The sequence below is a fragment of the Okeania sp. SIO2F5 genome (assembly GCF_010692685.1).
Classification (GTDB): Bacteria; Cyanobacteriota; Cyanobacteriia; order Cyanobacteriales; family Microcoleaceae; genus Okeania; species Okeania hirsuta.
In genome coordinates this window covers 173,895-187,660 of sequence record NZ_JAAHGU010000008.1, presented here as the reverse complement: position 1 = coordinate 187,660, position 13,766 = coordinate 173,895, and the positions used below count along the sequence as shown (strand labels likewise).

The 13,766-nt window shown below is 38.9% G+C and carries 14 protein-coding genes and 1 pseudogene; 6 read left to right on the top strand and 9 right to left on the bottom strand.

Going from position 1 to position 13,766, the window contains the following annotated elements:
- Positions 1-118 precede the first annotated feature (118 nt).
- The 3 genes from F6K27_RS05985 (at position 119) to F6K27_RS05975 (ending at position 3,027) form a co-directional block, all read left to right on the top strand.
- The gene (locus tag F6K27_RS05985; RefSeq protein ID WP_287274485.1) at positions 119-1,606 is read left to right on the top strand and encodes a TldD/PmbA family protein; all 1,488 of its coding nucleotides are present in this window, start codon (positions 119-121) and stop codon (positions 1,604-1,606) included.
- Positions 1,607-2,045: 439 nt separating this feature from the next.
- Positions 2,046-2,843: an ABC transporter permease gene (locus F6K27_RS05980; protein WP_287274572.1), complete on the top strand. Its 798-nt coding sequence runs from the start codon at positions 2,046-2,048 to the stop codon at positions 2,841-2,843.
- Positions 2,824-3,027 (top strand): hypothetical protein, encoded by a 204-nt coding sequence (locus F6K27_RS05975; RefSeq protein WP_287274471.1) that lies wholly within the window; start codon positions 2,824-2,826, stop codon positions 3,025-3,027. Before F6K27_RS05980 ends, F6K27_RS05975 begins: the two co-directional genes overlap by 20 nt.
- A gap of 164 nt (positions 3,028-3,191) precedes the next feature.
- Here the strand turns inward: F6K27_RS05975 and F6K27_RS05970 are convergent, their stop codons facing one another.
- A complete protein-coding gene (locus F6K27_RS05970) occupies positions 3,192-3,863 on the bottom strand; it encodes a chromate transporter (protein WP_287274469.1) in 672 nt (223 codons plus the stop codon).
- Between the two features lie 183 nt (positions 3,864-4,046).
- Here F6K27_RS05970 and F6K27_RS05965 point away from each other — a divergent pair, with 183 nt between their 5' ends.
- Both F6K27_RS05965 and F6K27_RS05960 read left to right on the top strand, forming a co-directional pair.
- Entirely contained in the window at positions 4,047-4,211 is a 165-nt protein-coding gene (locus tag F6K27_RS05965) for a hypothetical protein (RefSeq protein WP_287274468.1), read from the top strand.
- A 237-nt stretch (positions 4,212-4,448) separates the two neighbouring features.
- Positions 4,449-6,122: an iron uptake porin gene (locus F6K27_RS05960; protein ID WP_287274466.1), complete on the top strand. Its 1,674-nt coding sequence runs from the start codon at positions 4,449-4,451 to the stop codon at positions 6,120-6,122.
- 91 nt (positions 6,123-6,213) lie between these two features.
- On the opposite strand, the gene F6K27_RS05955 is transcribed toward F6K27_RS05960, so the two are convergent.
- From F6K27_RS05955 to F6K27_RS05920, 8 genes and pseudogenes are all read right to left on the bottom strand, one after another.
- Positions 6,214-6,408 carry a hypothetical protein gene (locus tag F6K27_RS05955; protein WP_124144420.1) on the bottom strand — a complete coding sequence of 65 codons (195 nt, stop codon included), beginning with the start codon at positions 6,406-6,408 and terminating at the stop codon, positions 6,214-6,216.
- Between the two features lie 255 nt (positions 6,409-6,663).
- A complete protein-coding gene (locus F6K27_RS05950; protein WP_287274464.1) occupies positions 6,664-7,377 on the bottom strand; it encodes a phycobilisome rod-core linker polypeptide in 714 nt (237 codons plus the stop codon).
- A 922-nt stretch (positions 7,378-8,299) separates the two neighbouring features.
- The gene (locus F6K27_RS05945; RefSeq protein WP_287274463.1) at positions 8,300-9,865 is read right to left on the bottom strand and encodes a chlorophyll a/b binding light-harvesting protein; all 1,566 of its coding nucleotides are present in this window, start codon (positions 9,863-9,865) and stop codon (positions 8,300-8,302) included.
- Positions 9,866-9,867: 2 nt separating this feature from the next.
- Complete coding sequence (locus F6K27_RS05940) at positions 9,868-10,899, bottom strand: chlorophyll a/b binding light-harvesting protein (RefSeq protein WP_287274461.1); 1,032 nt, start codon at positions 10,897-10,899, stop codon at positions 9,868-9,870.
- Positions 10,900-10,951: 52 nt separating this feature from the next.
- The gene (locus tag F6K27_RS05935; protein ID WP_287274460.1) at positions 10,952-12,052 is read right to left on the bottom strand and encodes a chlorophyll a/b binding light-harvesting protein; all 1,101 of its coding nucleotides are present in this window, start codon (positions 12,050-12,052) and stop codon (positions 10,952-10,954) included.
- A 707-nt stretch (positions 12,053-12,759) separates the two neighbouring features.
- The gene (locus tag F6K27_RS05930) at positions 12,760-12,960 is read right to left on the bottom strand and encodes a hypothetical protein (protein ID WP_124144415.1); all 201 of its coding nucleotides are present in this window, start codon (positions 12,958-12,960) and stop codon (positions 12,760-12,762) included.
- Between the two features lie 3 nt (positions 12,961-12,963).
- On the bottom strand, positions 12,964-13,194 hold the full coding sequence (locus tag F6K27_RS05925; RefSeq protein WP_275670335.1) for a S8 family serine peptidase: 231 nt from the start codon (positions 13,192-13,194) through the stop codon (positions 12,964-12,966).
- Between the two features lie 28 nt (positions 13,195-13,222).
- A pseudogene (locus F6K27_RS05920) lies at positions 13,223-13,498 on the bottom strand (M15 family metallopeptidase); the annotation flags it as partial.
- Here F6K27_RS05920 and F6K27_RS05915 point away from each other — a divergent pair.
- Positions 13,490-13,666 (top strand): hypothetical protein, encoded by a 177-nt coding sequence (locus F6K27_RS05915; RefSeq protein ID WP_287274458.1) that lies wholly within the window; start codon positions 13,490-13,492, stop codon positions 13,664-13,666. The pseudogene F6K27_RS05920 and the gene F6K27_RS05915 sit on opposite strands and share 9 nt — an antisense overlap.
- The last annotated feature ends 100 nt before the right edge of the window (positions 13,667-13,766 follow it).

The window sequence follows — 13,766 nt, the reverse complement described above, 5'->3', positions numbered from 1 at the left end:
CTTGCGTGAGAAATGGTAATAAGTATTGCTTGGGCTAAAGCCCAACTACAAACTAAAATTTTGGACAAAAATGGTGCATTATATAAAATAAATTAGATAAAATTCAGATTAACATAGAATGGTACAAGCACCAGCAAAGATTCAAACTACAGAATTAGCTACCTTCGCAATAGACTTAATTCGTCAGTCCGGATGTGAATATGGAGATATTCGTTTATGTATTTATCGCTCCCAAAATTTAACAGCTCGCGATCGCTCTCTCAACAGATTAGAAGATAAGGTCAATTCTGGTTTTGGGGTGAGAGTTTTGCTCAATGGTGCATGGGGTTTTGCTGCCAGTCATCGCCAAAGTGTAGAAGAGGTAGCTAGAGTTGTTGCTCTAGCAGTAGATATTGCTAAGGGTAGTCGTCTCTGTCAACAGACACCAGTAAAGTTAGTACCTGTGGAAAGCTACCGCGATAGTTATGTTACTCCGATTGAAATTGATCCTTTTGCAGTACCTATTGGCGAAAAGGCAGAATTACTTCTAAATTTGAATGAGAAATTATTGAGTTATGAGGAGCGAGGAGTGAAAAAAGCTGCTTCTTTTCTCCGCTTTACTAAAGAAGAGAAAATATTTGCTTCTACTAATGATTCCTTAATTGAGCAAACAATTTACCGCAGTTATCCTGGGTTTACTTGTACAGCTATTGCCAATAATGATGCTCAAAGTCGCAGTTACGAACGACCTCCTTTGAATATTGGTTATGAGCATATTAACCCCACCGATCTATTGAGTCAAGTAGAACGGGTTGCTGAAGAAGCAATTGAAAAAGTTTATGCTCCCAAAGGACCTGCGGATATTCGCTCCACTCTAATTTTAAAGCCAACGAATCTATTTTTAACCATCCACGAATCTGTTGGACACCCCACCGAATTAGATAGGGTTTATGGTTATGAATCTAATTTTGCTGGTACCAGTTTTGCCACTACCGATAAAATGGGTAAACTTCAATATGCTGCTCCCTGGGTGAATTTTAAATGCGATCGCACTCAACCAGGGGGTCGTAGCACCATGGGATATGATGATGAGGGTGTGAAGTCACAAGAATGGTATGTTGTTAAGGATGGGGTATTGGTTGATTATCTCACAGACCGAGAAACAGCTTATCGACTTGGACGTGGTAGTAGTAATGGTTGTGCTTTTGCTGACAGTTGGTCGAGTGTACCGATGGTGCGCATTCCGAATTTGGGGTTAGAAGCGGGTGCAGATGGTGGTAGTCATACTGCTACTTTAGACGAAATGATTGCGGATACTGAAGATGGGATTTTAATTGATGGTGTTGGTAGTTTTTCTATTGACCAACAGCGACGGAATTTTCAATTTGGTGGAGATGCTTTTTGGCAGGTGAAAAAAGGCAAAGTTGTGGGAATGTTGAAAGATGTGACTTATCATTCGATGACTACAGATTTTTGGAATAGTGTTGATGCGGTGGGAAGTGCTGCAGAATGGGAGCAGTGCGGTACTAATATTTGTGGGAAAGGGGAACCGATGCAGCTAGCTCAAATGACTCATAGTTGTGTACCTGTGCGGGTGCGCGATATTGTAATTGGAAGTGCTTCGTAGGTTTTTAACTTGCTTTCCTTCCGAAAAAGAATGTAGGGGCGTTCCATGGAACATTCCTACAAGGGTTTGATCTCAAATATGATCGCATCAGTGTTATTCAGCATTGTTTAAGATTAAGAGTCTATATTGTAGGGGCGCCATTCGGAGCTTTGCGGAGCGCAAATGGCCATTCGCCCCTACGCATTGTATGATGATCAAACGAATTATATCATGTCCGGTAGCATCGGTATTGTAAACGCGAAGGTAAGGAAGAAGGAAGAGGGAAGAAGGAAGAAGGCTTAAAAGCTTGAAAAAACCTAAATTTCCTGTAAATATTCACCCTTGGGTTTACACAAACGATACCAGCGGACATGATATTATATTACTCTGACTTCCTTCTTCCTTCTGCGATAAATCCTGTCAAGATTATATTCAAGTTGAAAATAACATAGTCAAGTTGATGATTCAATCTGATAAATTTGATAAAAATATATTCAAACTAATTCAAGTTATTTTACCTGAATTAATCGGTTTTCTAGGATTTCTAACTATATGGCAAATACTAGCAATGCACTATAGTTCAATTATTCTACCTTCTCCCCTAGAAACTCTAGTTGCTCTGAAAAATTTGGCAACGGCAAATAAATTAACTTTGGCTATTTTAACTACTAATTTAAATGCAATTAGTGGTTTCACAATAGCAACATTAAGTGGCAGTTTCCTCGGAATAATAGCTGGTATAAAACCTTTGATTAGTCGAGCGGTCAGACCTCTGATTACTGCTTTGCAAGGAGTACCACCTATTGCTTGGATTGTTATTGCATTACTTTGGTTTGGCACTGGTAATTCTACTTCAATATTTACCGTTGCTGTTGCTACTTTACCAATTATTTTTATTGGTGCTGTGGAAGGTGTGAGAAATATCAATTTACAGCTAATAGAAATGGCTTTTACTTTGAAAATTCCTATCAAAAATTTATTATTAGACTTATATTATCCACATTTATTATCAAGTTTATTTCCTTCAATAGCATCTGGATTAGGATTAGCTTGGCGAGTAGCAATAATGTCTGAGTTATTATCATCAGAAACAGGTATTGGTGCAGAAATGAATCTAGCTAGAATTAATCTTGATACAGCGGAAGTAATGGCATGGGTGGTTGTGACGGTGGTATTAATTTTGATATCTGAATATTTAGTTATTCGCCCCATGCGCAGATTTTTAGAACCTTGGCATCATGGTGAAAAAAATAAGTAAAGAAGGAGTCAGGAGACAGGAGACAGGAGTCAGGAGGGAAGAAAGAAGGAAGAAGGAAGAAGGAAGAAACAAAAGTAAAGATAATTTCAGTATTTCTAAAGAGAATTCTTTGTGGCAATTTTATTTAGAGTTTTCTTTATTATTCTTGCTTTATTTTCATAGATTTTCGGTACTACCTATTTAAAGTTAACTAGCTATAAGCTATTAGCTATCAGCTATAAGTCTAAAAATGTGTGCATAGATAATGGTATCTGTTTGCGGAGCATTCCTGAACGGAAAAGCTTGGGTTTAATCCCCTTAGGACAAAGCTGACCGCTGATTGCTGAATTGCTGAACGCTTTTTAACAATTAAAATCTGAACAGTATCCAACCAGAAATAGCACCTAAAAAAATCATCAAAATAATATTTAGTTTCCAACGAAAATTTATCAGACAAGCAAATAGAGCAATCAACAAAGTTTGCCAATTAATAAGTGTCGATCTAGATAATGTCAGAAAAGCAGATGCCATCAAAGCAATAGAAGTAACATTAATCGCATCAAGTAATTCACAAGTCCACCGAAAATTACGCATTTGTGGCACCAAAGAATTGAGTGCAGCACTAAACAAAAATGCAGGTAATAAAATTGAAATTGTCCCCACTATTGCTCCTGGTAATCCTAATAATAAATAACCGATAAAAGTGACGCTAGAAATCAAAGGTCCTGGTGTGATTTGTCCGATAGCAATAGCATCCAACAATTGTTGTTGAGTTAACCAATGAAACTGATCTACTAAATCTTGTAGGAAGGCAATTAATACATAACCACTGCCATATAATAAACTGCCTACCTTGAGGCAAAAACTACTAAGTTTCCATAGAGAAATCTCGGATGTTGTCAGGATATCAATTAATAAAAATACTCCCAGGAGTATCAATAAGATTATCAGTGTTTTTGGTAATCTAATTCTAGAATTTTCCGAAGGTCTATTTGCCGGAGTTTCAGTGGTAAATTCCCGATAAAAATGAAGCCAAAACATACCCAAAAATCCCCCAAGAAGAATAACAATTATGTTATTTAATCCCAAGATTGATGCTGGTATCACAAAATCGATCAATATCCCGATATAATTCAGACTGTTCAAAATGGATTAGTTGAAGCGGTAAATTGGTCTCAAAAAAATCCTGATGATGCTGCTGCTTTGGGAGCAAAATATCTAGGTTTGAAAGCTCCTGTTATTAAAAAATCTCTGGGATATACGCCATTAGAAATGGTCAGTGCTAAGGATGCAAAAGAGGATTTAGAGTTTTGGTATTCTCGTTTATTGGAGCAAAATCCTAAACTTTTTGCTGGAAGTTTGCCCGATGATGAATTTTATTATGGGTAAGCATTTCCTGCGGAATGTTGCGCAAACAGCTATTAGCAGTCAGCTATCAGCAATTAGTAATGAATAATTACTTCTATTTTAACAGAATAAAAATTAAAACACAGTTTTATCTAGGGGTTTGGTAATCATACTCTCCATTTCCGTAAGCGTCGAAATAGAAATCCCTATGTGGTATATATTTGAGAATTTTATTAGTAATAAATTTAATTTTTTTAAGGAGTTAAAAAGGAGTTAAATATGTCAAAAATTTTATTTAATTGTCTTTTCTTAATATTCTGTAACACCGTAATATTTTGTGCTGTAACTCAAGCAAATGAAATTAAATATACACAAATAAATTCTGAAATAAAAACATTAGAAAAAGAATCATCAAAACCAAATATAACTCCGGTTGCTAAAGATGCAATTATCGTTAAACCAAATCAACTTGAGCAAAATACAGACTCAATGGGTCAAGTTACTTCTGTATCTCAATTATCAGATGTTCAACCCACAGATTGGGCATTTCAAGCATTACAATCTTTAGTAGAACGTTACGGTTGTATTGTTGGTTATCCCGATAGTAGTTATCGTGGTAATCGTCCTATGACTCGCTATGAATTTGCCGCAGGTTTAAATGCTTGTTTAGACAGAATTACCGAATTAATTGCTGCCTCTACAGCAGACTTAGTAACTAAAGATGATTTAGCAGTTTTACAACGTTTACAAGAAGATTTTGCTGTCGAACTTGCAGAAATTCAAGGCAGAATAGATGCTCTAGAAGCACGGACTACAGAACTAGAAGCAAATCAGTTTTCTAGCACAACTAAACTAGGTGGAGAAATTGTATTTGCTATTAGTAATGTCTTTGGAGAAGAGAAAGCTGGGGGTGGTAGTTTAGAAGATAATACTGTTTTAAATAATCGAGTAAGTTTGAATTTTAATACTAGCTTTACAGGACGAGACTTATTTAGAACTCGTTTGGATGCTCTGGATACTGTTGCCTATGGAGTGCCAATAACTGGAATAAATATGACTCGTTTAGCATTTCAAAGAAATACTAATAATACTGTTGATATTGGGAAATTATTCTATCGTTTTCCCATTGGGAAAAAATTTAGAGTTCATATTGACGCTATTGGCGGTAGGTATAATATGAATGTTTCTGATAACTTCAACAGACTTTTTGCAAATAGAATATCAGGGGCAATTTCTAGGTTTGGACGCTTCAATCCTATCTATGCCCAAGGGGCACGAGGTGCTGGAGTAACAGTTGTTTATAATATTAATAAATCCGTAACTTTATCATTAGGATATTTAGCAAGAGACCCGGAAAACCCAAGCGAAAGTAATGGATTTTTTAATGGTAGTAATGCAGGTTTAGCACAACTAGATATTCGACCAAGCGATCGCCTCCGTTTTGGCGTTACTTATGTCCGTTCTTACTATCCAAAAAGGAAGTTATTTGTCTCAGCAGCAACAGGTAGTAGAAGAGCAAATGCACCTTTTGGTAATTTAGTTCCCACTTCCGCAGATCATTTAGGTATTCAAGGAAGTTGGCGTGCTTTGAATAATTTTACAGTTTCCGGTTGGACTGGATGGAGTTTTGCTGATGCTGAAAAATCTGTTGGTATGGTTAAGGAAGGAGATGAAGCAACTATTTTTAATTGGGCGGTTACTTTCGGATTTACTGACTTAGGTAAACAGGGAAGTTTGCTTGGTTTTGTAATTGGAAATCCACCTAAAGTAACTGATACTGATAATGGTCCAGATGATGATGATACAGCTTGGCATTTGGAGGGTTTTTATCGTTATCAAATTAATGACAATATTTCAATTAATCCGGGAGTTTTAGTAGTTATTAATCCCGAACATGACGAGGATAATGAAACTATTACTGTGGGAATTATTCGGATGATTTTTTTGTTTTAGGAAAAGAAGGAAGAAGGAAGAAGGTAAGCATTTCCTGATGAATTTGTTGAGGCATAACATTTAAACAAAGTATCGATCGCCAACTCTATGTCTACTCTACTCGTACCCATCCTCTGAGTACAAAATATGAAAGTCGCTTAACAGTAGAACGATCTTCTGTGCTTAGAGAATCGTCTAATACAGCAGCCATGAGGCCATAGCAGTCTAATTTTGTGAGAAAGCCACTTTTGGCAGCAGAAGCCATAATTTCGTTGATTGCACCGGGAAGTAAGTTAATTTGAAGCATTAAGATTAATCTTAAATTCTATATTTTAATCATCCACTCTTTTTCCTGATTTGGTAGTGATTAATGGTACAACCAACCGTGATTTTTTGGTGTTGATCGAGTGAAGTAGATATGTAAGTTTTTGTGATGTTTGTCATAATGTTACATTTATTACAGGACTTACGCATAAATACCACATATAGTAGAGGTTAAGTACAATTTTTCACTACAGATGGTGTATGATTTCATCTTTTGCGTAAGTCCCGATTATTGATATTATTTGGGCGAAAGTACTAGAGTCAGAGTCACTAATAACACTGCTATAGAGAGTATTCCCACAAATAATAGAGCTTTGCGATAAACATTAGCGCTGGGGTCTACCACACCTTGAGGATATTTTCTGAGTTGCCCTGTTTTATATAACTGCTTTAGGTAATAGCTGTCATAACGAGCCATCCGAGCAAAAGGCAGCTCTCCCTGAGTGCGTTGAGGTAAAATTCGGCAACGTTGGTAGGGAACAGAGTTATAGCCAAAGTGCTTGTCATATTCTTCGCTATTTAACAGGTCATTGACAAAACCCTGAAGTCCTTTTGTTGCCAATACAATAGACCAGGCAAGTTTCTCTTGATTGTTATAGACAGGGCGTCCTAAAACCCTTTGAATACAAAGCTCAACACAACGATAGTTACTATTGCCATCATAGATCAGTCGCCGGAATGACTCAGAAAGTAACAAACCTTGAATGAAATCTTTCATTGTGATCTGACCATTGCGCAGTTGAGACTCCAGAGCAACCTGTCGATGAGCTGCGATAATTTGCTGCTCATTGAAAATTTGCCTATAGGCTGCCCAGATAATCTCATCCATCTCTGTAGCAGTAGGCAGGTTCTCTAAAGTGTATTGTATAGGATATTCATCTCCAGGGACATCAAATCTTTGAACACGATGGTTTTGACTAGAGAGTGGGTAGTACATTAAAGGAATTGTCATTGATAAAATCCTGTAAAAACTAAAAATTATAAGATTCGACTATATCATAGAGTGAATTACCTAAAAATTCCAAAGAGACTGTTTGTAAATTTTTGTAAGGTAAAGGAACACCTTTAATTTAGTTATTTATTCCAAACTTTGTACTCTGAAATACTCAATATACATCTCCAGAAGTGAAGTTTTTGCCCAAGTAGTACAAGGGTTTGAGATTAATTATCGGAGATTTATAATTAGTGAGGAGTAAAAAAACTTTATAATTATTTACAAAATAATTATTTACAAACAACTTCTAGGTCATAGAGTTGTCAAAACATATTTGAGCTGTTAACTGAAGCAGGAGAGTTTCGACTTAGTTAACAATTTGCGCAATTTACCGAAATAATACGCTAGTTCTCACACGCAAGTAGTAACGATGGTGACGCTTTGTATCTTCTGCACTAATCGCGACTTAAACATTTCTGGCAGTCTATCTATATAGACATAGACCTCAGAAGAAATCCCGCTCCCTACTAGGAAGGGCGCAGTCAGGGTTTGAGGATTTTTTCTGATGTTGATTGACAAAGACTTAAATGTAGGTATAGACTCAACAGATGCGGTTGGCTTGACCGTCAATGCCTGTGGATGAGTAACCGCCGACGGCCTCACAAGAAGCAGGAAGTAAACATCAATTTGTCACGTTATGTGACGCTTTGTGTCAGTTTTATAGAGCAGGAAACATAGTAAATCTCCGATGAACTAAGGCAGCTATGCTGAGAGCAGAGGGCAGAAGGAACAATTGGATGGGGTTTTTATACCCTTGTTCCCTAAAGGTAACAGGCGAGTCAGAATTCCCTTCTGCCTACTGCCTCCTGCCTTCTGCCTTTCCTGATAAAAATTAGGAATATTAACTTCTGCCCTTCTTCCCCTGCTCAAGCAAACAAAGTTACAAAATTCCCGCTCGCCCGATTTCTATAAGGATAAAGCAGGCAAAAACTACACCGCCTAGTCCTCCAATGAGAAAACCAGAGGTAAACAAACTCCATTCCTGATAAGTTTGTAGGTTCTCCGGTAAAACGCCTCTTGGTTCTCTAGAACCTTGAAACACTACCGCCCCATAAACAAACAGACAGATACTTAAAATCACTACTAAGCCAGATGCACTACCACCTCCAGCCAGAAGAGCTTGGTCGGTGTTACGCAATGGTCCGAGCTTGAGAAAAGGCCCTAATAATAGGTAGCCATGAGCCATGCCAATTTCTAGACCCCGTGCAATAGGAGATAAACCATTGCGGTAAATTGGCAAGTTCTTAACCCAAGTTATGGTAAGCTGACTGGAATTAATTGGGGTTGCCAAATTACCCAATTGAGGATTGTTCTGGAAAGGCTGTACAATACCAGTAACTAGAGATTCGTTATTAAACTGAGTGTCTCCATAGAGGGCACCAGGATTGAATTTCAGATTACTGAAGACAAATCCACTAGCGATCGCTCTAGCTCTGAGACCATGCCAGAAGTGGCCAGCCCACAGTAGACAGGCAAAGATGAGTTGGAACAACATCAGCCAGGTACGAGGAGTGATTGTACCATCAACATTAGTCACACCTACAGGACCATAAAATACTGAAGGATAGACTGTATCATTCACCCAGACAAAGTAGGCTGCGAAAAAGCCCATATAAGCCAGAGCTGCCTGACTATAAGCAAGATATGCTTCTCCCGACCAGACAAATAAGCCCTTAGCCCATTTAGTAGGAGCAGTAGTAATATGCCAGATACCACCTAGAATACAGATGCTACCAATCCATATATGACCGCCCACCACATCTTCTAGAGAGTTGACAGCAGCCATACCCTTCAGAGTCCAACCGTCAGGAGTAATACCTACTAGGTAACCGAAGATAGTCTGTGGGTTGAGAGTAGGTTGAGTAATCAGTCTCACATCAGCTACTGCCGGGTCATACAAACCATCAAAATACATAGCTTTGACTACTAGCAAAAATGCTCCCATCCCTAATAGCAGAAGATGAATACCAAGGATAGTAGTCATTTTTTTGCCATCTTCCCAGTTGTAGCCAAACCCTTTTTCATCAAGTTTGTCAGGTCCAAGCACGGCATGGTAAATCCCACCAGCGCCTAGAATTGCTGAACTAACCAGATGGACAACACCAATAGCCAAGTAGGGATAAGTATCAATAATTTCACCATTGGCTCCAACCCCTATACCCAGAGTCGCCAAATGGGGCAGCAAAATCAGCCCTTGGTCGTACATGGGAAGGCTAGGGTCGAATTGTGATAGCTCAAACAGAGTCATTGCTCCAGCCCAGAGTACAATCAACCCTGCATGAGCAATGTGCGCTCCCAATAACTTTCCAGACAGGTTAACAAAGCGAAAATTACCAGCCCACCAGGAATAGGGTTCTTGGGAATCTCCAACATAGTTCGTAACATCAATATTATCATCTGTCGAAAAGCCTAAAAACCTTAATGGATTTGATTTAGTGACAGTCATAACTAGCTTACTTGACCTCTTGTAAATGTGACTACTCTGCCTTCGATGAAGCTATAGCCTGCTGCACGTAGGGCGTGGAATAAATGTCCTTGCAGGAAGAAAAATCCTAACCAGAAGTGGGCATTAGCTAACCATACTCTTGCAGTCAAGGCCCCATCAGAGCTAACAAACACAGGAAAGCGATCGAACACCAGAGTCAAAGTTGGTCCGAAAAATTCTGTGGGAAATACTAGAGAGTTAACAGACACAAACAATGTTGCTATAAATGCCATTAAGCTAACTGCGCCAATACTGTAAGACAAATATGCTTCTCCAGACCAGACAAATAAGCCTTTAGCCCAGGTAAAGGGTACGGTGCGAATATGCCAGATACCACCCAAAATGCAGATAGCACCAATCCATATATGACCGCCTACTACATCCTCTAGAGAGTTGACACCAGCAAGCCAGAATTTCCCTTCTGTACCAAATAAGTAGCCGAAAATGGTAATCGGATTTAGAGTGGGATCTGATATGACTCTTACATTTTGAACTACTGGATCGTATAATCCTCCAAATGCCATCGCCTTTGCCACAAGTAAGAAGGCTCCGATTCCCAATAGCATTAGATGTATACCCAGGATAGTTGTCATTTTACCTGGATTATCCCAGCTATAGCCAAAGAAGGAAAATGTACCCTCTAGCTTGGCAGGACCTCTGAGAGCATGGAACATTCCACCTGCTCCCAAAAATGCTGAACTAATCAAATGCAGTGCCCCAATCACGAAGTAGGGGTAAGTATCCACAACGGCACCTCCTTCACCAACCCCAATTCCCAAGCGGGCTAGATTAGGTAGTACAATTAAGCCCTGCTCGTACATCGGTAGGGAGGGTTCAAAGTTGGCAACTTCAAACAAAGTAATAGCTCCAGCCCAGAGTACAATTAGACCGGCATGGGCTACATGAGCGCCCAATAGCTTGCCGGATAGATCAACAAGCCGAGCATTACCTGCCCGCCAAGGGATTTGCAGATTCTCATCAGTTACTACAGTCATTGCTGTTGTTCTCCTTCTTATTAGTGATTGAACTTAGATTTTGACTTCATGTTCATGCAGGTGTAATAGGTGTGACATTCTTAGCCATAAAGTCAAAGAAGGTTCCATAAAATACTTTACGAGTAGCAGCTCGCGCTCGATAAGCGTGCCATAAGTGTCCGACCAAAGCTAAAAAACCTAATCCAGCATGAACGCTAGCAAGAGCAGAACGCACAGAGTCGCTGCCAATAGGACCGTAAAACACGCTAGGATAAACAATTTCGTTAGTGGAGACAAAGACAGCTACGCTAAATCCTGCGATCGCAAGTGCCCCTAAACTGTAGGACAAGTAAGCTTCTCCCGACCAGATTAGTATTTTTTTTGCCCAACCTGTAGGTTTGGAAATAATGTGAAAGAGACCTCCTCCAATACAGAGTAGGCTGACCCAAACATGACCGCCTATTACATCTTCGAGATTATCTACGCTAGCCATGCCAGTAATTGTCCAACCATTAGGACTAAAGCCAAACAGATAACCGAAAATTCTCACGGGATCGAGATTAGGCTGTATTAACCTTACTTGTTCTATTAGTGGGTCGTAAATACCACCTAAAATCACTGCTTTAATGACTAATAGTGATGCTCCAACCCCCAACAGCACTAGATGAATACCCAAAATAGTAGTCATCTTGTTGCCATCTTCCCAGTCGTAGCCAAAACCTTTCTCATCAAGCTGTTTCGGCCCTAAAACTGCATGGTAGATACCTCCTGCTCCCAAAACAGCAGAACTGATGAGATGCAGCATACCGATGACATAGTAGGGATAGGTGTCGATTGTTTGTACCCCTGCTTCGATACCAATACCTAATGTTGCTAGATGAGGTAGTAATATTAGTTTTTGCTCGTACATTGGTACGCTGGGGTCAAACTGAGATAGCTCAAACAGTGTCATGGCACCTGCCCACAGCATGATTAAACCAGCATGGGCTACATGGGCACCTAGTAATTGCCCAGAGAGGTCTTTGAACCTGATATTACCTCCTAATAAAGCTGCACCTTCTTCTTCAGTGGCCTCAACATACCAGCCTAGCGATCGCCAAACAGGTGTCCAGAAAACTCCACTGTCGTTAGTTGTAGACATGGTGCTGCTTTCTTCATTGCCAAGTGTTTGCATAGAGATTTGGTCCTCAGTCTGATGAAGATCAGTTAAAGAAGGCTCTATAGCAGTCCTAAATAATTTGTAAAAATCCCAAAGTAGAATAAAAATTTTGATGATGATTATTCCTTATACCTTTGCTCTGTTGGATATTTTCTACATAGCGGAAATAGGACTACTATAATTGAGCTTTATTATCAATAATTTTATTTGAACACAATTAATATTTTTTATCAACAATAAAATATGAAGTTTTATTAAGGGGTATCTGTTACATCAATTGAGTTGGGGTTGGAGAGCAAGTAAGAAATAGCAGGAAAATCTAGGAGATATATAAGAAACAATTAGTTTAGTAGTCCTAGTAGCAAGAAATGTTCATCATGCACAATCCTTTTTTTTATGGGTGATATTATTTATAATTTATTCAAAAAATCACCTAACATAACCTTAATTTTATTGATATAGATTCTTAATAAGTTCTTAAACATATTTTAGGACTTATATCATGTCCATTTGTTTAATAGCAGCCTGGGAAAAACCGATCCTCTGCACGGATACTAAATCTACTGAGAGCGTTCGCTAATGCCATTCGCCCCTACTCTCCTACTCCCCACTCCCAAATATATGATAAGTATTCAACCGGATTTAATATCATTAGTAATAACAAGCACGATCGATGTTTGTGAGAAATACTATCAGCAAATAGCTAGGCTATTTCTTAGGAGTTATATCAGACTTTTATCTATTGGGTAGTTCCTGCAATTTGTGAATATACTAGCGCATACTGCTATATCTTTAGTCATTGCTAAATCTTTCTCAATTCTCTTCCTTCGATGCCTCCTGACTCCTGACTCCTGAATTTCCCTCCTGGGAGGGGGAGGGGCGAGGGGTGAGTTGACTCCTAAAATAATTAAGATTAATATCATACACTAATTCACCAACGTCAATAATTTTTCAGCATCGATCAAACCAAAACCCCATTTTGGGTCGAAACTGCCAACAGGTTTTCCAGGAATAAAACTACTTGAATGCAAACGTTGCTTAATTTCTTCAGGGGTTAACTGCGGCTCCTTTTCCAACAGTAACGCTACCAACCCAGTAATAAACGGCGTTGCCATACTCGTACCTGCCATCACGTTATGAAACTGGTCAACTTGCATCATTGAGGAACAAGTAGAAGCAGACGACAACTGCAGCACCACGATTATGTCGAGAACCTTTCTCAGGATTAGCAAAATAACAAGAATCTGGCAAAACTTCCCACATCTTTTTTGTCACTGATAGAGGTCGATAGCAATCATAAACTTTTAAACCTAATCCTATTATTTTTAAATCTGCCTGGACTTGTGATAATTTTTCTGCTACTTCTTTTCTTCAAGCACATTTTGCTACAGGGTATAATTTTTGGTTGAGGAAATTATTTGTAGTGGCATAGCGAATATCTAAAATAATCTCATGATTCAGACAAACTCAAAACCAGTAACTTTTTGTTGGGTTTTGCTACCGCTCAACCCAACCTACATTTTTAAGCTTATTAGTCTACTAATAGGTAAGCTTGGTAAAGCATTAGCGATCGCTCCAATAGTTGCAGTAGTAGCACCACCAGTTGCTGTTGGAGCATTAGTTTCGTGATTAGCGCGTGATTAATTTTTACTAATTATCACCAAACTCATAGTTCCGCTCAACCCGGTCTTACTTTAATTGGGTGCAGTTAGCGGAACTACAAATTGAG